This is a genomic window from Paralteromonas sediminis (assembly GCF_003820355.1).
GTDB classification, from domain to species: Bacteria; Pseudomonadota; Gammaproteobacteria; order Enterobacterales; family Alteromonadaceae; genus Alteromonas_F; species Alteromonas_F sediminis.
The window spans coordinates 203,880-222,913 of record NZ_RPOK01000005.1 but is presented as its reverse complement, the minus strand read 5'-3'; the positions used below and the strand labels follow the sequence as shown (position 1 = coordinate 222,913).

Here is a 19,034-nt window from a genome sequence, read left to right as displayed (position 1 = left end):
TGCATGTTTAATCCAAACGGTAACGTTGTGATTTGCCCCACATAAGCATACTATATATTAATATCATACTACCTGGTCTACTATTTGTCGGGAGCAACAGGGCCATGAAGCAAGCAGTACGTGCTGGACGTCCTAAAAGTAGAGAAAAGCGAGAAGCCATCTTACGAGCATCCGTCGAACTTTTTCTCAAACACGGGGTGAAAGAAACCTCCATGGATGAGGTTGCCAGGCTATCTGGCGTGTCAAAACAAACTATTTACTCGCATTACAAAAACAAAGATTCATTGTTTTTGGCAGTGATCGCCTTTAAATGCGAAGAGCACATGATCAGTCTTGATGAGCTTTCCGATCATCAAGGAGGGTTAGAAAGCACACTCTCTCATATCGGTAGAAAGTTTTTGGCTCTCTTTCAAGACGAAGAGGTGATCGCAATGTACTCTATTATTATTGCTGAAGCGCGCAACTCTCCGCGTGTTGCTGAGCTATTTTATGAAGCCGGGCCACTGGCCAGTTTGCATTCTGTGGCTGGTATTATCCACAAACTGTCAGATAAGAGTTTGAGTATGGAATCGGCACGCTTGTTAGCGATGGATTTTTATAGCTTTTTGAAAGGAAGCTGGCACATGCGAAGCCTGATGAACCTCGATTTTAGGCTTAATGAAACCGCGCGACAAAAACACGTAGACGCCGTCGTCGCCAAGACTATGTGCTTGTTGCACCATCACTATTAATCATGCTTTCCCTGAAAGGGAGTAGCGGGGACTAACGCCTTTTCAGACCAGCCTTCTATTGATAAATCATCCTGAGTCAGCCCTCGATTGACATCAAACCCAGTGTACCACCACTCATGGGCATCGATGCTAATGGGGCCGACGACACGTTCAAAAAAGTGGGTGGGAAGGACTAGCCCATCAATATCATGGAAGTGTAAGTAGTGCGTGTCGACGTGCGCTCCCTTGGTTTTTTCGAAACCGTCTAGAGTGATATGTAGTCGGTGAGTTAACTTCGTTTCTTTGTCTACCCAAAGTGTTATGTAATCACTTTTAGACAGCCCTATGCCTGGCACCATTTCGCCATTTATTCGATAGTAGTGCCTTCCTTTGGATGTCTCGTCTGCAAGGCGCTGCCATTCACTTACGCGGTTAGCCAGTGCCAATGGGCCAAGTGAAAAAAGAAAAAACGCATCTGATGTCAGCGCTGCTGCGCCAAGTGTAATGTCACTGGTTTCTCTTGCATCGTTATAAGAAACCTGAATGCTCTCAGTTGTTCTTAATACCTGTTTGGAGCCTGCTGTTCCACTATACCTAACAGCATAGAGACGAGGCGACAAAACCAAGCGTTCCTCTGAGCGTTGTCGATACTCGCTGTCTGTCACTTCGGGTTGAATTTTGGTGATTAAATAGTGCCATTCGCCGTCTATTGCAACATTGAGATCATGCAGATTGGCAACTCGCTCACCACCATGTTGGGCATAAGTAGCAGTAAAAATGTCGTTACCAGAACGACCATCCTGCGCGAGGGAAATGGCCTGCTCAAATCTGGGAGAGGTTTTTGCGCAGCTCAACAGGACCAATGAGGCGCCAAGAACAGCCAAATATCTTGCTTTTTTGATTATGCTACCTACTGCCATCAGTTAAGCTAAGCCCCATATTATTTACACTCTGTGTCTACAGAGCACTTGGTTTTAGTTTTTTATCAGTACGAGATGAAGAATAGAAAGGATTAGCGAAACCAAGTACGTCAATATTGGTCGACCTCCTAGTGCTTTTCCATTTACTATTGAAGCCATGAAAAACACATCGCTTTACTTGTTGGTAATAATAATAGCCCTGCTATTGGGGGCAGCATCTGTCGCGGTATACAAAGAGTTCGCGTCTAGTTCAGTCTATCAAACGCAGAACCTATCTTTGGCTTCTGAATACAATTCATCTAGTGTGACTACTATCGCTTGGTCTGCGTTATTACCAGTTAGCGAAAGAGATCTGCTCAGGAAATACCAAATTGACCAGATGCTACCGCTAAATGAGCAAATATTAACGTCGTTGCAGGCGGCAAATGATACTGATTACAAAGCGGCGCTTACGTCGAATCAAACGGTATCAACGTTTGTAGACAAGGCAGTTCGGATATCAGGTTTTATCGTACCCATTGACGTTAACCAGCAACAAGGGGTGACCCGTTTTTTTCTGGTTCCGTATTACGGTGCTTGCTTACATTATCCGCCTCCACCCCCTAACCAGGTGATTCACGTAACCACGGATACCGGGTTTGCCGAATTCGACCTCAATCAGGCCTACACGCTGTCCGGCTTTTTGCGCCTAGGGCTGTTTGAAGACCCACTGGGTACTGCCGCGTACGCATTTGATTTAGTGCAAATCACACCGTACAGCGGCGAACCCGATGATGTTAGACAACACTAGTTCAATCAGGACCAGTGCCATGGCCCCTTTATAGCTAATGTGGTTGTGGGTGAGTAAAGGTTTACAAACATGATGCTGCCATCGGGTGAAAAGCATGCGCCGGCAGGTTCTGTTTGTATGCGAACTCGGGCAAAATCATAAATTTCACCGGCAGGTGTTACACCTTTGAGGAAATTATTTACGGTATCACTGTATTGATCTTCACATACAATCATGTGTCCGTTGGGTGTCACTACAATATTGTCACCGTAGTTATAAGTCTTCTCGTCTGGGCTCTCTACCAGCAAACTTAGCAAGCCGGGATCTGTGCTTTCTTGGTCAGTGCCTTCAAATTGCGAGGGTCTGTATTGCATGATTTGCCCAAGCTTCTGCTTTCCTCCATTGGTACAGCAGAAATAGAGCGTATCGGTAGCCCAGTGTACGCCTTCTCCGCGGGCAAACAAGGCGGCGCCTTGGTCAAAACCGCGTTTGCGCAAGTCATCTTGCGGGCTCTCTACATTATCCAAGTCTATCCAAGCTGCTGGCATTGGCGACTGAAGTGCCATGTGAGCAGCATTCCAGTTTCGCGTGTCATATTGTGGCTTGTCTAATATAGCCAAAGCCTGAAGTTTGCCGCCTTGGTCCAGTTTACCTGGTACCGATGGAATGAAACGGTAAAAAAGGCTGTCGCCCCTGTCTTCAGTAAGATAAACAATGCCTGTTTTAGGGTCGATACATGCTGCTTCATGGTTGAAACGTCCCATGGCTTTGAGTGGCTTGGCGTCAACCATTGAAGTAGCATTTGATGGGATTTCAAACACATACCCATGTGCCTGATTAGTCTGGGAAGTATCTTTGAGCACCGATTCTTCACAAGTTAGCCAGCTTCCCCAGGGCGTAACACCGCCGGCACAGTTTCTAACAGTACCCACCAAGGACATGAACTCATTCTCTACTTTTCCGGTCTGCATGTTGTAAACCAGATTACTGGTTCCGCCTGGCAGCACATGGCCGTTCGTATCTTGTGCATAAGCCAGAGTCATTTGGGTTTGGGAGAGTTCTGCCAAGTTACCTTGTTTGGGTGACAGCTCATGGTTTCTTATCAGAACCACGCGAGCGTCATCTTTGTAAAAACAGCCCATTCCATCAGCTCTATCGGGAACAGGTAAACCGTCACTCATACTGTCGTTTAAACGGGAAATGACCTGGTATGAAAAACCTTTGGGTAGATCGAGTAAGCCATTTGGGTCGGGTACTAATTCACCATAACCAAACAGTTTATTGGAAGCCGGTGTTTTATGTTTACTGGGGCCTGCCAGTACATTTTTAGCCAAGCCTCCAAATGCTAACCCAACCATGAGTTGATTAAACTGTCGCCGTTCCATATTTATTTACCCTGTTGTTGTTTTCATGATGGCACCACACCGAAAGAACGGCGCTCGTATCATAGTAAACCCAAAAATTATTAACGTTATATGATAATGAACTTAATAAAGCGAGTGTAAACGAACATCAAGCAAAATAAAGAGTAGGAAAAAGAAAGACGTATTAGATAAAAGGCAAGATTTAACCCTTGCCTTTAGTGTTTTTAATCAAGTGATATCGCAATACTGTGCTTGGGTTCTTCAAGGGTAAATACCAGAGTTCTTACCTCAGAACCAATTTCAACATTGACGGTATTGACCTGTGATGGCCAGATTTCCTGTAATGCGGAGTAATGTATTTGCCACTGTGCGTTTACCGGATTGAGCAGCTCCTGGTAAACCCAAAAGTGTCTGCCATCAAGCTCATGACCAACAGAAATAAGGGGGATTTGCTCACCACTGTCCAATGCTATTGAAAAGTGCTTTTGCACGTACTTAGCAAATTCAAGTTGCGTCTCATCCGATGAATAAATATCTGCGTCTTTGTTGAGCACGCGTTTAACCGCGTGCTCTGCATCGTGCAAACTAAACCGGTGAACCACTTCAAACGACTGGGTATTTGTGTTGTAACTGATAGTCGTAATAGCGGCTTTTTGTTGATGCGCCAGCGCACCCGTGCTCAAGCCACAAAAGAGGGCAAGAGCACTGACAAACCTAACAAGATTATGCTTTATCATTATTTTTGATATTTCTTCGGTTCGTATTCCTTCAGCTCAGCTTTGCTGCCTTGCATGATGTCCTTGTATTCGAGACCCGTACGTTTTTTACTCTTATACGATTCCAAACGTGAAGGAATGATTTGACGCGGGTAATGGTTGTTATCCACATTCACATCAGCCGTTTCCCAGCGAGGATCCACCGTGACTTGCTTTAACACTTTGTTTTTGTCTGTCACAATGAGCTTTTGTACATGCTTAGGTGTGCGTCGCCAAATTTCAGCCGGAATACGCATTTCTTCACTGGTGCCATCTTCATAATCAAGCTGCAAGATAATCGGCATTACCAAGCCTCCGCGATTACTGAATTCAAGCACATAGTAGTTTTTATCTTCTTCTAACGCGCGCTCAAGGGCCTTTCTTTCCCAGGGTTTGAGCTCGCTGAGGAATTTGTTGTATGCGTTTCTGTCTTCATTAGTAACGGTAAATCTGTCATTTTCGTCATGAAAATCTGCCAGATCAGGGAAGCGGTCAATCCATAGCGTTTTCCCCTCAGCTTTATTTCTTTCATCCGTCAACGACAAAGGTTTGTCTGCTTCAGCTTGACGTTGGCGGGCCAAGTCGATATCTGGATTATGGGTATCAAGTCTTAGTTGAGAAATGCGATCAATAGAGATGTCTACATGGTCTGTCGAGTAAAACCATCCACGCCAAAACCAGTCAAGGTCTACACCTGAGGCTTCTTCCATGGTTCTAAAAAAGTCAGACGGCGTAGGGCGTTTGTACTTCCAGCGCTGTGAATATTCGCGAAAGGCAAAATCAAACAGCTCGCGACCCAATATGGTCTCACGCAATATGTTAAGCGCGGCTGCCGGTTTTGTGTAAGCATTAGGACCGAGTTTCAGTACGCTGTCAGACTGAGTCATAATTGGTACTTGTACATTGCTCTTCATGTAATCAACTATGTCTCGTGGCTCTACACCCCATGGAATGGAAGGGTCCCACTCGCGGCCTGCTACACCGTCTAGGAAGCTATTCAAACCTTCATCCATCCAAGTCCATTGGCGTTCGTCTGAATTGACGATCATAGGGAAATAAATATGACCTATTTCATGAATGACAACACCAATTAAAAAGCGCTTTTCAGCGAGCGTATAAGTTCGTGAGCCGTCTTCTTGAAGTGTGGTTCTAGGGCCATTGAAGGTAATCATGGGATATTCCATACCGCCAACTGGGCCGTTTACAGACTGGGCCGTGGGGTAGGGGTAATCAAATGAGAAGCGCGAATAAACTTCCATGGTGTGAATAACAGACTCCGTGGAGTACTTTTTCCAAAGGTCGCCACCTTCTTTAGGATAAAATGACATGGCCATCACCAAGGGCTGCTCTTCGCCACCCTGTTGATAACCGCGCGCATCCCACATGAACTTACGCGAGCTTGCCCAAGCAAAATCACGCACGTTTTCAGCTACAAAACGCCACGTTTTTTCTTTGTCCGTACCGTCTTTTTCATTTTCCAGCGCTTCCTCTGCTGTCACGATGAATACAGGTCTTTCTGCCGTTTCGGCTTTTTTAAGACGATCACGCTGTGTTTTGGTTAGCACCTGTTCAGGGTTGTCCAGCTCGCCTGTAGACGACACGACATGGTCGGCCGGTACGGTAATTTCAACCTCGTAATCGCCAAATTCCAGGGTGAATTCGCCACGACCGATAAACTCTTTGTTCGTCCAAGCTTCGTAATCTGTGTAAGCCGCCAAACGGGGAAACCATTGGGCTAGCAAGAAAATATCATTGCCACCTTCATTGGCATCGTCAGGGAAGTGCTCATAGCCTGCGCGCGCTGAAACCGCATCTTCTTCAACAATATTGAAGGCAAAATCAATGTGAAACTCAGTGTGTGCACCGGGCGCGAGAGGTTGTGGCAGATCAATACGCATTAGGGTGCCCACAACGGTGAACTTCAAAGGCGTGCCGTCTACGGCGGATACCGCTAACGTGTCGTAGCCCAATACATTGTCTTCAACAAAGTGTTGACGTCGCAGTGCCGCCAAACTGATTTTTGCTGGCGCATCGCCGCCCGCTGACTGTGTAGACGGCCCTCTGCTGCCAATGCCGCCAAAGGTTGTTGTGAGCGCCGACATAGAGTCTTCGCGAAATTTGTTTTGGTCCAGCTGAACCCACAAATACTTGAGTGTGTCAGGGGAATTATTTTTATAGGTGACTTGCTGAGAGGCTTCTAAGCGACGCTTTTCTTCTACCAAGCGAACCTGAATTTTATAATCGACTTTTTGTTGCCAATACGCGTGGCCAGGCTCTCCGGCAGCGTTTCGATAAACGTTGGGCGTCGGAAGTACTTCGTCGAGTTGTCGGAATTTATCTTCAAAGTCGCCTTTCGTTTGTTGTATGCCAGCATAACTGACTGCGCTGAGCAATAATGCCGTAACGCCAATTAGATGTGAGATTGAACGGTACATTAAAGACCTTCTATTTTTGTTGTTGGGATAAACAGAGTGCTTTCTTATTTTTGTTGTTTTACTGCTTTATGAGGAAAATATTCGTCAGAGGTAAGCTGTGAAAACATCCGTTTTTTTCGAAGCGGTTACTATCCTAAATTTACGCGCATGATGTCAAATAAACACGCACCAAAATACATGTTTTTAGGCAATAAATCATTCCAAAGCCTCTTTTCTGAGCATTTGGAAGCCTACCCAGCCAGCCATGGCACTTACGCTTGAAATCACCACGCCCCAGGTCCAGTCCACTGCCATAATGAAAAAGGAGAAACCTTCAATGATACTGTAGTTAGTTAAGTTGTACGCACCGTAACTGGCCAGGCCGAGTAAGGCGCCATCGATACCTGCATAATAAATGGGTTTGTCACGGTTAGCGACAACAGACAATACAAACAACACAAAGCTGTACATCAGATAAAAAATGACCCAAGGCCAGGTAATAAATTGTGCACGCAGTAGGCCCTGCATCTCATCTTGATACCAGTCGGTGGCAAACCAGCCAAGCCAGAACGCGTCCATAATCCCGAAACACAGTAAAATGGCTAAACAGGACGCAATGATGTTTGATGCATAGCGAATAATATTTGCGAGCATAATCTTTATAACGAAACAGCTGATTGTCTGGCGTCAAATACTGACCTAAAACACGACAAAATACCAATGGCAAACATTAGGTAAGCCAATCTGCCTGGTTGCTCTCAAAATCAGAAATCATGGCTTCTTTGACCAGTGTTTTGCCAATTTTATCCCAGCCATGCAGCAGGTTTTCCTTATGGTGAGGCGCGATGTCGAAGTGCGCAAGCGTATGTCTTTTTGTTGTCGGCACCGACCAGCTAACGGTTTGCTCATCCAGGTCGATGTTCACCTGCAAATTCGGGTCTTGTTTGCAGGCGTCTTTCAAATCGTTAAGCAAGGGTGCGGTTAATGTCACAGGTAAAATTTGATTATTTAGACAATTGGCGTGGAAGATGTCGGCAAAACTATCGGCAATAATCGCTTTAAAGCCATAGTCTGCAATGGCCCATGGGGCATGCTCACGACTAGAACCGCAGCCAAAATTCTGCCCGGTCACCAATATTTTCGCATTGTGACTTGCTGCCTGATTGAGAACAAAATCGTGGTTGGGTGAATGGATATCACCGTTGAGATAACGCCAGTCAAATAACAAATAGTCGCCGTAACCCTTACGAGTGATGCGATTTAAAAACTGTTTGGGAAGCAACTGGTCAGTATCGATATTGTCGTGTTCAAGAAAAACAACAGACGAGGTTAAGTTTACAAAGGGCGTTGTCATGAGATTTACTCCAATGCGGATATATCAACAAAGTGTCCGTGTATAGCTGCGGCAGCAGCCATCTTCGGGCTCACCAAGTGCGTTAGGGCACCGCGCCCTTGTCGGCCAATAAAATTACGATTGCTGGTTGACGCGCACCTATCCCCTTCACTTAATGTGTCGTCATTCATGCCCAAGCACATAGAACACCCTGGCAAGCGCCATTCAAAACCTGCTGCTGTAAACACCTTATCTAACCCGAGAGATTCCGCCTGTTTTTTCACTTGTGAGGAACCGGGGACCACGATGGCAGTGACGTGTTCAGCAACAGACTTCCCTTTAATAAAGTTAGCGGCGTCTTGTAGGTCATTGATTCGACTGTTTGTGCAAGACCCTATAAATACATGAGACACGGGAAGGTTAACCAGTCGTTGCTCAGGTTCAAGTTGCATATAGTCAAACGCGGCCTGTGCTGATGTTTGCATGGTTATGTCAGTAAATGAGGCTGGCGAGGGGAGTTTATCCGCAATACCAACGACTTGAGCAGGATTAGTTCCCCAGGTGACCTGGGGTGAAATGGCGTCTGCATCAATTCGCACTTCGCGATCAAAAAGCGCGTCGGCATCAGACTTGAGCGTTTGCCAGTCTTGCATTGCGCTGACCCAGGATTTGCCTTTTGGTGCGAACGGTTTCCCTTCAAGGTAGGCGAATGTTGTCTCATCAGGGGCGATAAGCCCAGCTTTAGCGCCTGCTTCTATGCTCATATTGCATACTGTCATGCGTTCTTCCATGCTCATGTCGCGAATCACATCACCAGCATATTCAATGACATGTCCGGTGGCACCGGCATGGCCAATCTGGCCAATAATATACAGAATGATATCTTTTGCCGTGACATGTGGGCGACGTGTTCCTGATACCGTAATACGCATATTTTTGGCTTTACTCTGGCGCAGAGTTTGCGTGGCCAGCACGTGCTCAACTTCTGATGTGCCTATGCCAAACGCCAGTGTACCCATGGCGCCATGGGTTGCGGTATGACTGTCGCCACAGACAACCGTCATACCCGGCCAAATCATCCCTTGCTCTGGACCCATGACGTGCACTATCCCTTGTCGCTCGTCACCTACAGGGTAAAGCACGATATCGTTGTCCACGCAGTTTTTAACCAAGGTACGTAACTGAAGTGCATTGGTTTCACCACAAGCATCCAGAGACAGCGAGCGGGTGGAGATACTGTGATCCATGGTCGCGATGGTTTTGTCTGGTCGCCTGACTTTTCTGCCTTTTTCTTTTAGGCCATCAAACGCCTGCGGAGACGTAACTTCGTGAATGAGATGGCGATCGATGTACAGCAGCTGATCGCCATCCACATCCCCAACCAGGTGGCGTTGCCATAATTTATCATAAAGCGTTTTAGACATAATCTGCGTCACTTAATTCTGCACTGGGCGCAAGGTATTCCACCACTTCCTGCGTCGATTTCACGGAGGCATATTTGGCTGCCATATCGTGCAAGTTTGCCTTATGCGCCTCAAGGTTTCTGTCCTCACAAGCATCTTCGACAACCCAAACCGGATAGTTGTGGTGAAGACCATCAACGACGGTTGCGCGGACACAGCCGCTGGTGGTGAGGCCGGTTACTATGATGCTGTCGACCTGTTGTTCGTCCAACCAGGCTTTTAGATGAGTACCAAAAAAACCACTGGGACCAGTTTTATCAAAGACGGGCTCATTAGAGAGTGGCTCTAATCGCGGGTCCACATCAACCCAATGCGTGCCCCGCTGTAAAAGGTTTAGGTCGGGTAAGTGAGCACGAAAGACAGAGGCTTCCGAGTCATTGTCGTACACAACACTGGTAAAGCACACAGGCAGTGGCGCAAGACGGAAAGCATCAAGCAAACGCTGGTTCGTTTCTATGGTTGCCGCCGAAGCCCCACCTAGAGGTGAATCATGTTGGGTAAAACCATTCGTCATGTCGACGATAATCAATGCGGGCCGTTGGCCAAACGCTACACTACCTGTTGCTAAGTCACTCATTTACCGACCTTCTTTTATCTAAACGCAGGTGCCTCGGGTGGTGCTAGATGCGTCTCTTCTAAGCACCGCTGTTTGATCTCTTCGATGCTTCCGCCGAAATCAAACAGGGAGACATCACCGCGTGCTGCCTTCATTGTTGCGCGTAGTTCTGCGGTGGCAGCATCATTCACACTGCCGTTACTGACCACTACACCGTAGCGTTTTGCGCCTTCTTCTGAGACTAATCCGCGTTGTATATCAGCAAGTACTAGCTCAGGTTCCCGTTCTAGTGGATCGCCCCAACCGCCGCCACCCCATGTATCAAAGTAGAGCAAATCGCCCTTTTTCACTTCAATACCATCACATTTAGCAGGCAAGAAGGTTTCAGTGCCATCAGCTCGTACCAGTTTCTTGCTAGAGCGCATGCCCGGAGTACCACCGTTAACTCCCCATGGATAGGTCATCCAGCGCTCATCGTGGATAGCAATAGTACCGTCGCACAAGAAGCGATAAGCCACACTTAAGCCATTGCCGCCGCGATGCAGACCAGCGCCTCCTGAGTCGACTATTGTCTCGTACTGTTCAATACGTAACGGGAAGTAGGCTTCTACAAATTCGTTTGGTACATTGGTAAACCCAGGCCACAGGGAGTGTCCATCAGGTCCGTCACCCGCCGGTCGACCGGGGATGCCACCAAACCCAATCTGAAACAATTGGAACCATTCGCCGTTGTCGTCATAACCGGAGTAAAACAAATGAGGTGAGTCTGAGAACCCGGCTGCATTCATTGCCTCTGGCGCGCTTTGACCTAGTAGTCCGCCCATTACGTCAAAGATACGCCCCAAGGCATGGGTGCGGCCAGACAGTGCGGCGGGGAACTTAGGCTTGAGCAAACATCCTTCGGGTATGCGCACGTCTACCAGATCATAAAAGCCATCGTTGAAAAGAATCTGCGGGTCTATCAGGTTAATAGTGAACGACCCAAAAAACATTTTGAACATGTCCTCGTTCAAGTAAAAGTTGATCGAGCTTTTTGCTTGAGGATCCGTGCCATCAAAATCAAAGATGGCACGACCGTTTTCTCGCCATAACTTACAGCGAATTTTGTAAGGACCCATGCCCACACCGTCGTCGCACAGGTAATCTTCGAATACCCTAGGCTCTTCAGGCACAATCATGTTGATAATAGCTTGCATGGCAACGTGATTGCGCTCAAGCATGATTTCCATCGTAGAGTAAAAGATGTCGTCTCCAAAACGTTCTGCAATCTCCTGACAGCGCTTAGCTGCTGTTTTACAAGCGGCGACCAGCGCATTCAGGTCGAATCGGTTCCATTGAGGAGTTCGCACATTGTGCAAAATGAGTTCTAACACATCGCTTTGCAACTCGCCTTTTTTATACAATTTGGTGGGTGGAATGCGTATGCCTTCTTGAAAAATCGTCTCTGCTTTGATGGGGATAGAACCCGGTACCATGCCACCGTTATCTGACATATGTCCAAACATGGCAGACCAGGCGATATGCCGGCCTTCTTTAAAAATAGGTACCAGTACAATCCAATCTGGCAAGTGCGACACGGCGGCATTTGTCATGTAAGGGTCATTGGTCAGGATTATATCACCCTCTTCCAGCTCTCCTTCATAAGCATCCATAAACCCGTGTATAAAAGAGCCAAACTGACCCACCACCATTTTGCCGTCTTTATTGGCAATCATTGGAAAGCAATCACCTTGCTCTCTAATACCTGGGCTCATTGCTGTTCTGAACAGCACAGCGTCCATTTCTTCGCGAGCATTTTTCAACGCGTTTTCAATGATGTCGACAGTAACGGTATCAACCTCAACCCGATTGAGAGGTGAGGCGTTGGATTGAATTATCTTTTCATTCATGATGCTGTCCTCTTAAGCAGGTTGAATAAGCAAGTTGCCAACGGTATCTACTTCGGCAATATAACCAGGTAGCACAACGCTAGTTGAATCCATTTCGCCAACAATGGCAGGACCGTCTACTTTCATTCCGCTTTGCAATCTGCCGCGGTCATAGATTGGGGTGTCGTGCCAGTTACCCTCGTAGTAAATGCGGCTCTGTGCAATCACACAGTCCTGCGCTGTATTTCCTTTTTCGCCGGGTTTTTGAATGGGAATGGTTCGGCCCACCGCAGTAGCGATGGCACGAATCATCACAATTTCGTGACCCTCTTCTAAAGCGAACGTAAACAGCTGAGTATGCTCTTGGTCGAACTGACGCTTGAGTACATTGAGCCCTTCATTGGCAAGCTCTTGCTCTGTGAACTCAATCGAAAGCTGGAATGCCTGGCCGGTATAACGCACATCTGCCTGGTAGGTAATGGTTTGGTCAGCAATGGAAATACCGTCATTTTCGAGCGTAGATGACGCCCGCTGACGTAACTCTGCCAGTGAATCTGCCAGCTCTTCGGAGCTGGTTTCAGCCAGCAGCTTTACAAACGTACGAGAGGCTTCATCTCTTACTTCTGTTGTGGCGTCACCGTAGGCGCATAAAACCCCTGGGCCCGGTGGAATAATAGCTGGCCAAGCATCGGTGAGTTTGCCAAGTGCGTTAGCATGCAAGGGGCCTGCGCCACCAAATCCAACCAGTGCAAATTCTCTTGGGTCAAAGCCTTGCTCAACAGACACCAATCTGAGTGCCCCAAACATGGCTTCATTGGCAATCTTTATAATACCTTCGGCAGCCTCTTCGACAGTCAGTCCCATTACATCCGCTACCGATTTGACTGCTTTGACTGCTGCGTCGCGGTTAATTGCCATCTTACCACCTAGCTGCACATCAGCAGGTAAATAACCCAGAACGACATTAGCATCGCACACAGTAGGCAGCTCACCGCCTTTCATATATGCTGCTGGGCCTGGCTCAGCACCCGCCGACTCGGGACCTACACGGAGTGCTTTGGTTAGTTCAGGAACAAACGCAATGGAGCCGCCACCGGCGCCAACGGTTCTTACATCAACTGACGGTGCTCTTACGGTTACATCTCCCACCCGCGTTTCACGGCGTACACGTGCTTTTGCACCTTGAATTAAGGCAACGTCGGTGGACGTGCCGCCCATGTCAAAGGTGAGGATATTGTCAAATCCGGCTTGCTGACAAAAATGAATGGCGCCGGCAACGCCCCCTGCAGGACCAGACATAAGAAGGTTCACCGGGCTTTCTGCGGCTGCGCGTGCTGAAGCTAAACCGCCATCAGAACGCAAAATAGACAAGTGAACATTGTCTCCCATTCGCTCTTCCAGCGCGCCGCTTAAGTTGTCGATGTAACGGGCTACTTCAGGTCTAACGTAACTGTTTACTACTGTGGTTTCCGTGCGCTCGTATTCCTGCATTTCCGGTACCACATCGGAAGAGATGGAAATCGGCATGTCTGGAAATACCTGCTTAGCGATATCTCGCGCGGCACGTTCGTGTTCGCCATTTACATACGCGTTGATAAAGCTGATAGTCAGTGCCTCAAAGCCGCCTTTTGCTTTTAGTGCCTCAAGTGTCTCTTTTAGTGCCGTAACATCAAGTGGACTTGAAATCGTACCGTTGGCATCAATTCTCTCATCAGCTTCTACCGTTAACTCTAGTGGCGCGAGTAAGGGCTTTTTCACATAACTCACCCATCCTCCTAAGCCGCCAGGACAAAAAGAACGAGCGACTTGCAGCACTTGTTTATAGCCTTTTGTTGTGACAAGTGCGACTTTTGCACCCTTACCTGTCAATACTGCGTTGGTGGCTACAGTGGTGCCATGCATCACGCGGTGAATCTCAGTGGCATCTATACCAGACTCTTGGCATATGCGGTCGATACCGTTTAATACTCCTATTGAGGAGTCTTGTGGGGTTGAGGGAACCTTTGCGGTGTGTGTTTCACCGGTCTTCTCATTGATTAACAAGAGGTCTGTAAAGGTTCCGCCAACGTCTACACCTAAGCGATAACTCATGTTGTTCTCCGACTAATTTGTGGCGACGCTCGCCAAGTTCTTTTCCAACCAGCGTTTACTACGCCCGCCCTGTGCAGTGCCTGTGAGTGTGATGGCCAGGTCTGCTGCACTGATTAATTTTTCTAAATCGATACCCGTACGAAAGCCCATTTGCTCAACCAATAGGGTCACATCTTCCGTGGCCACATTGCCACTTGCACCGGGTGCAAATGGGCAGCCGCCTAGACCTGCAATGGATGCATCAAACTCTCTGACACCTTGTTCGATGGCGGCATACACATTGGCGAGACCCATGGCCCGAGTGTCGTGAAAGTGGCAAGCGAGTTTTTCACTGCCCCATTCAGTCACCAATTTATTCATAAACACCGCAACCTGATCAGGTGATGCTGCACCTATGGTGTCTGCAATTATCAGTTTGTTGGCACCTGCTTCGAGCAATTGAGCCCCAAGAGAAAGCAAACTGTCTAACGACATCTGTCCCTCGAAGGGACAAGCCCATGCTGTGGCCAGATAGGCCTGAACACACTGGTTTTCGGCTTTTGCCTGAGCGAGTATGTTCATGCTCTGCTGCATGATGTCGTCTGTTGTTCTGCGTATATTCTTCTCGTTCATCGTGTTAGACGTGGCAATGACTAGTGACATCACCGGTGCGCCGGCATCTCGCCCTAGCTCATACCCTTTCTGATTGGGGATCAGCATAGAGTAATGACTGGCATTAGCGGGCAGTGTACTGAGAAGTTCAGTACTGCCTGCCATAGCTGGTACGGCTTTAGGTGAAACAATCGCTCCAACTTCAATGGCAGGTAGCTGTGCATCAATGAGTGCATTTATTAACGATGAGCGCTCTTCAATTGAGAGTACCTTGGGCTGATTTTGTAGCCCGTCTCTCGGACCTACATCGTTGATAACAATGTGCTGAGGCGAAGTCACTTAACCGCCCCCTTGTCACGTAATGCCGCGATCTCCGTCTCTGACATGTTGAGCAGTCGCGCAAGCACGGTATCTGTGTGTTCACCTAATGCGGGTGCGGCTGAAAAGCTGTCTTCATTGGTTCTAGATAACTTAATGGGGTTGCCCGGGCCCTTGGTGGTGCTACCGTCTGGATGTTGTAAATCGACGACCATGTTTCTATACAAGACTTGTTCATCAGACAGCGCTTGGGAAAAAGTATTAACCGGTGCGCAAGGTATGCGTGCGGCTTCGAGTTTTTCTATCCAATAAGCTGATGGCTTGGCGCTGAGCACTTCGTTCAGCGTTGAGTTAATGAAGTCCTGCGCTGCCCAACGACCGGGCTGGGTGTCGTATTTGTCGTCATCAAATGCAGCAACGTTGACAACCTGTTTCAAGTTCTGCCAGAAATTATCGGTGATCACTGCAATGACGATAAAGCCATCACTGGTAGTAAATGTGTTGTAAGGCACGTGAACAAAATGAGAATTTCCAATTGGGAATGGGTCTTTGCCAGAAAGGAAATACATGGTTGCCATGTAGTTGAGCAAAGAAATTTGGCAGTCCAGCATGGAAATGTCGACGTCTTGGCCTACCCCACTGGTAGCACGTTCCACCAATGCTGCCTGAATGCCCATCACAGCAAACATACCGCCGCCCAAATCTCCAATGGGAATACCGGCCCGCACCGGGTGGTCCGGATCAGTTCCGGTTATACTCATGCCGCCACCGGTTGCCTGGGCAACCTGATCAAAAGCCGGTCGCTTGTACTTGGGACCATCGCTGCCAAAGCCTGTGATTGAACAGGTAATAATGCGAGGATTACGGGCCTTAAGCGATTCATAATCTATGCCCAATCGCTTAGGCACACCAGCACCAAAGTTGTTCACTACTACGTCAGCAGTTTCAACAAGCTGATAAAAAACTTCACGACCTTGTTCAGATTTAAGATCGATACACACACTCTGTTTGTTGCGGTTTAAGGTGATGAAATACGCCCCCATTCCGCCCAGTGAATTCTCGGGGTCTGTGGCTAGTAGCTTACGCGTACCTTCACCTTGTAGAGGCTCGACTTTAATGGTCTCTGCACCTAAGTCGGCCAGTATCATACCGCAGTAGGGTCCCGACAACATGTGCGTTAAGTCGAGCACCCGGACCCCTGCTAATGGTTTGTTCATGTCAAACTCCGATTAAACGTTTGAACCGCACTGAGGCGAAGAAGGCTTGCTGCCTCCTCCCCTCAGCGCCACATTGCGTAGTTACAATTAGAACCTGTAAGTCACATCCATGCCGTAAGAGCGCAGGGCCGATGGGTGGATAAAGGAGCCGCCAAACTCTGGCGCTGGTATCACTTCTTGCAGGTATTGCTCATCAGTCAGGTTTTTCGCCCAAATACCCACTTCCCAATTTTCAGAATCCAGTGAAATACGCGTATTGACGGTGCTATAACTGTCTCTTTTTGCGTTACTGAAATCTTGTGAATGGGGACCCGGTGGAATATTGGGCGAAACAGCGCCAAAGAAGTCCCAAATAGTGGGAGTTTGCTCACCTTGTAAGGTATGGAAGTTAGTTTCACCCACATACTGGTAGTCGAGGCGCCAGTTAAGTAGCCAATCGGCGGAAACTTCGTAATCCCACATAAATCCAAGCGTGAATGACCGGTCAGGTGTTTGTGGCGCTTCGTTACCCACGGTCAGTGGTCGGTTGCGGTTTTCCTCTATTTCACTATCAATTAAACCCAGGCCGCCAAAGAGTTTAAGATCGTCAGTCGCCTGATAAGTAAAATCGAGTTCAAAGCCTTGAATGGAAAGCTCGTCAATTGTGGTTACCGCACGCAATAATCCGAAAGGCCCTGCAAAGAATTCGAAGAACTGGTTATCTTCGACTTGCGTGTCGAATAGAGCGGCATTGAGTTTCAGTTTTCCATCCATCCAAGTGGACTTCATACCAAGCTCTAACGCGGTCGTGACCTCTTTATCATATTCATCCGTTACTTGAAGTTGAGCATCAACAAAGTCTCCTGGATTACCTGTTCCGAGTGAATTAAACCAAAAATCCAAGGTTGCTTCTGTACCAATGGAGTTGAAGCCCCCACTTCTAAAGCCGACACCATAACTGGCATACCAATTGACATTGTCACTGGCTTCATAGCTGAGTGTCGCTTTGGGCTGAAGCTGACTAAAGCTTCGGCTGCGGTCAGGTATACCGGCTGGCGTTACACCAAATGCAGGGTTTATTGGACCCTGTGCATTCCCGTTTAGGCCAGAAGCGTTTACATTCGGCACATTGTTGCTGACGTCGCGCTCTTCGCGGTCAAAACGCAGCGCAAAAGCAAATTCCCATGCCTCGTTAATGTCGTATTCAAGTTGACCAAATGCAGAATAGACCGAGGTTTCAAAGGTATCACTGAAGAGCAAGTCTGTAGGATTAGGGCCCGTTGGTGGCACATAGGCTTGCTGCAGGAACCCGGCACCTGTGTCGGCACCATAGGCAACAACGACATCGCGTTCAATCTCTACGAAATAAAGACCGGCAATCCAGCGGAGATCAGCATCAAGGTCGTCTGAAGTGAAGCGTAGCTCACCGCTGAAGTCAGATTGACTGCGTTCCTGAAACTGATAGCCATCACACGCAGTTGGGGTGTAGGGGCCGTACACACCTTGGAATTCAATGCCCGGCGGGAACACCCCGAAAGGCGCAAAAAAGTTGCCAAATAAATCAGTGCGGTCTGCGCCACCTATGGCGGTGGGTGCATTATTGAGCGTTGCCCGATCTGTCTGACACTGAGGCGTTAATTCATAACCATAGAACGACGCGCTGGTGCCGTCTGACAGCAATGTCTCTTCTAAGTCGTTATAGGCTACTACCGCAGTAACGTCATAGCCCTCTAGGTCCCAATCTGCTTTTAGCGAAAGTTCGGTAGTTTCTTGATTGTTTTCACCTGGCACATTAAACGCAAAGATGAAGTCATGGTCGTTGACGTCTTTAAAGAATGCCGGTTCTTGGAAAATGGTTTCAAACGTAGGCAACGCGAACACGGCGTTGAAGTTAATTGCGCCACCTTGAACGTCGCTGTATGCGGCTCTAAAGTCTAACTTCAGGTCGTCTGTGGCTTCCCAAATAACACGGCTTTTCATAGAAAAATCTTCTAAGTAGTCAACCACATCATCTTCGCCAGTAAAGTCATTAGTGTAGTGCCCGTCGAAGTTAGATGTACTAACAACTAGTCTGCCAAATGCATTGTCTGACAGTGCGCCAGTGATCATACCGTTCGCTTTCATGTAACCTTCGTTACCAATACCTACTTCAAAACGCCCTTCGGTAATGTCTGAGGGTTCTTTGGTAGTAACCAATATTGCACCCGCAACCGCATTGCGGCCGTATAAGGCGCCTTGTGGCCCTTTGAGCACTTCGATTTGTGCAACATCTAACAACTCTTCGTTAAAACTGTTGGGGTTGGTCATTAACACACCGTCAACGACGTAAGCAAAGGTAGATTCTGCGTCACGGGTTGAAATAATGCCGCGAATATTGACCTGGGTATCGCCCACATTAGCGGCGTCTACAATACTCACGTTAGGGATAAGACCGATGAAGTCAGAGGGACGTTCTACTCCAGCTGCTGCTAAATCGCGTTCACCCAGTGCCGTTGTGGCGATAGGCACTTCTTGAATACTTTCAGGCCGCTTTCGCGAGATACTGATTATCTCTACGGCGGCTTCATCATTTGCGTCAGGCGACGATGCTGCTTCCTGAGCGTGTAAAGTAAAAGGTATGGCTGTAGCCACAAGCGCCACCGCTACGGCGCAAGCTACTTGGGTTTTACGTGTTAACAACATAGGT

15 protein-coding genes are annotated in these 19,034 nt (G+C 47.9%); 2 read left to right on the top strand and 13 right to left on the bottom strand.

Going from position 1 to position 19,034, the window contains the following annotated elements:
* The first annotated feature begins 104 nt into the window (after positions 1–104).
* A complete protein-coding gene (locus tag DRW07_RS15970) occupies positions 105–731 on the top strand; it encodes a TetR/AcrR family transcriptional regulator (RefSeq protein WP_124028949.1) in 627 nt (208 codons plus the stop codon).
* Here DRW07_RS15970 and DRW07_RS15965 read toward each other — a convergent pair.
* Positions 728–1,630, bottom strand: coding sequence for a hypothetical protein (locus DRW07_RS15965; protein WP_124028948.1), 903 nt, complete (start codon positions 1,628–1,630; stop codon positions 728–730). The genes DRW07_RS15970 and DRW07_RS15965 overlap by 4 nt on opposite strands.
* 157 nt (positions 1,631–1,787) lie before the next feature.
* Here DRW07_RS15965 and DRW07_RS15960 point away from each other — a divergent pair, with 157 nt between their 5' ends.
* Positions 1,788–2,420, top strand: a complete 633-nt coding sequence (locus DRW07_RS15960; protein WP_124028947.1) for a DUF3299 domain-containing protein — start codon at positions 1,788–1,790, stop codon at positions 2,418–2,420.
* Between the two features lie 5 nt (positions 2,421–2,425).
* Here the strand turns inward: DRW07_RS15960 and DRW07_RS15955 are convergent, their stop codons facing one another.
* From DRW07_RS15955 to DRW07_RS15900, 12 genes are all read right to left on the bottom strand, one after another.
* Positions 2,426–3,784 (bottom strand): alkaline phosphatase PhoX, encoded by a 1,359-nt coding sequence (locus tag DRW07_RS15955; RefSeq protein WP_124028946.1) that lies wholly within the window; start codon positions 3,782–3,784, stop codon positions 2,426–2,428.
* Between the two features lie 203 nt (positions 3,785–3,987).
* Entirely contained in the window at positions 3,988–4,500 is a 513-nt protein-coding gene (locus DRW07_RS15950; RefSeq protein ID WP_124028945.1) for a DUF6702 family protein, read from the bottom strand.
* On the bottom strand, positions 4,500–6,953 hold the full coding sequence (locus DRW07_RS15945) for a M1 family metallopeptidase (protein WP_124028944.1): 2,454 nt from the start codon (positions 6,951–6,953) through the stop codon (positions 4,500–4,502). The genes DRW07_RS15950 and DRW07_RS15945 overlap by 1 nt, the downstream gene beginning before the upstream one ends.
* 195 nt (positions 6,954–7,148) lie before the next feature.
* Entirely contained in the window at positions 7,149–7,586 is a 438-nt protein-coding gene (locus DRW07_RS15940) for a DUF2177 family protein (RefSeq protein ID WP_124028943.1), read from the bottom strand.
* Positions 7,587–7,662: 76 nt separating this feature from the next.
* Complete coding sequence (gene leuD / locus DRW07_RS15935; protein WP_124028942.1) at positions 7,663–8,286, bottom strand: 3-isopropylmalate dehydratase small subunit; 624 nt, start codon at positions 8,284–8,286, stop codon at positions 7,663–7,665.
* A gap of 5 nt (positions 8,287–8,291) precedes the next feature.
* Positions 8,292–9,689: a 3-isopropylmalate dehydratase large subunit gene (leuC, locus tag DRW07_RS15930; RefSeq protein WP_124028941.1), complete on the bottom strand. Its 1,398-nt coding sequence runs from the start codon at positions 9,687–9,689 to the stop codon at positions 8,292–8,294.
* A complete protein-coding gene (locus DRW07_RS15925) occupies positions 9,682–10,305 on the bottom strand; it encodes an isochorismatase family protein (protein ID WP_124028940.1) in 624 nt (207 codons plus the stop codon). The genes leuC and DRW07_RS15925 overlap by 8 nt, the downstream gene beginning before the upstream one ends.
* Before the next feature lie 14 nt (positions 10,306–10,319).
* Positions 10,320–12,173, bottom strand: coding sequence for a hydantoinase B/oxoprolinase family protein (locus DRW07_RS15920; protein WP_124028939.1), 1,854 nt, complete (start codon positions 12,171–12,173; stop codon positions 10,320–10,322).
* A gap of 12 nt (positions 12,174–12,185) precedes the next feature.
* Complete coding sequence (locus tag DRW07_RS15915; RefSeq protein ID WP_124028938.1) at positions 12,186–14,243, bottom strand: hydantoinase/oxoprolinase family protein; 2,058 nt, start codon at positions 14,241–14,243, stop codon at positions 12,186–12,188.
* 12 nt (positions 14,244–14,255) lie between these two features.
* Positions 14,256–15,173 (bottom strand): hydroxymethylglutaryl-CoA lyase, encoded by a 918-nt coding sequence (locus tag DRW07_RS15910; RefSeq protein WP_124028937.1) that lies wholly within the window; start codon positions 15,171–15,173, stop codon positions 14,256–14,258.
* Positions 15,170–16,369, bottom strand: a complete 1,200-nt coding sequence (locus DRW07_RS15905; RefSeq protein WP_124028936.1) for a CaiB/BaiF CoA transferase family protein — start codon at positions 16,367–16,369, stop codon at positions 15,170–15,172. Before DRW07_RS15905 ends, DRW07_RS15910 begins: the two co-directional genes overlap by 4 nt.
* Positions 16,370–16,456: 87 nt before the next feature.
* Positions 16,457–19,030 carry a TonB-dependent receptor gene (locus DRW07_RS15900; protein ID WP_124028935.1) on the bottom strand — a complete coding sequence of 858 codons (2,574 nt, stop codon included), beginning with the start codon at positions 19,028–19,030 and terminating at the stop codon, positions 16,457–16,459.
* Positions 19,031–19,034: the final 4 nt, after the last annotated feature.

What these genes read in the sequence shown, in the direction of transcription:
- DRW07_RS15970 (WP_124028949.1), top strand. Translation starts at nt 105, where the DNA reads ATGAAGCAAGCAGTACGTGCTGGACGTCCTAAAAGTAGAGAAAAGCGA.
- DRW07_RS15965 (WP_124028948.1), bottom strand. Translation starts at nt 1,630, where the DNA reads ATGGCAGTAGGTAGCATAATCAAAAAAGCAAGATATTTGGCTGTTCTT.
- DRW07_RS15960 (WP_124028947.1), top strand. Translation starts at nt 1,788, where the DNA reads ATGAAAAACACATCGCTTTACTTGTTGGTAATAATAATAGCCCTGCTA.
- DRW07_RS15955 (WP_124028946.1), bottom strand. Translation starts at nt 3,784, where the DNA reads ATGGAACGGCGACAGTTTAATCAACTCATGGTTGGGTTAGCATTTGGA.
- DRW07_RS15950 (WP_124028945.1), bottom strand. Translation starts at nt 4,500, where the DNA reads ATGATAAAGCATAATCTTGTTAGGTTTGTCAGTGCTCTTGCCCTCTTT.
- DRW07_RS15945 (WP_124028944.1), bottom strand. Translation starts at nt 6,953, where the DNA reads ATGTACCGTTCAATCTCACATCTAATTGGCGTTACGGCATTATTGCTC.
- DRW07_RS15940 (WP_124028943.1), bottom strand. Translation starts at nt 7,586, where the DNA reads ATGCTCGCAAATATTATTCGCTATGCATCAAACATCATTGCGTCCTGT.
- leuD (WP_124028942.1), bottom strand. Translation starts at nt 8,286, where the DNA reads ATGACAACGCCCTTTGTAAACTTAACCTCGTCTGTTGTTTTTCTTGAA.
- leuC (WP_124028941.1), bottom strand. Translation starts at nt 9,689, where the DNA reads ATGTCTAAAACGCTTTATGATAAATTATGGCAACGCCACCTGGTTGGG.
- DRW07_RS15925 (WP_124028940.1), bottom strand. Translation starts at nt 10,305, where the DNA reads ATGAGTGACTTAGCAACAGGTAGTGTAGCGTTTGGCCAACGGCCCGCA.
- DRW07_RS15920 (WP_124028939.1), bottom strand. Translation starts at nt 12,173, where the DNA reads ATGAATGAAAAGATAATTCAATCCAACGCCTCACCTCTCAATCGGGTT.
- DRW07_RS15915 (WP_124028938.1), bottom strand. Translation starts at nt 14,243, where the DNA reads ATGAGTTATCGCTTAGGTGTAGACGTTGGCGGAACCTTTACAGACCTC.
- DRW07_RS15905 (WP_124028936.1), bottom strand. Translation starts at nt 16,369, where the DNA reads ATGAACAAACCATTAGCAGGGGTCCGGGTGCTCGACTTAACGCACATG.
- DRW07_RS15900 (WP_124028935.1), bottom strand. Translation starts at nt 19,030, where the DNA reads ATGTTGTTAACACGTAAAACCCAAGTAGCTTGCGCCGTAGCGGTGGCG.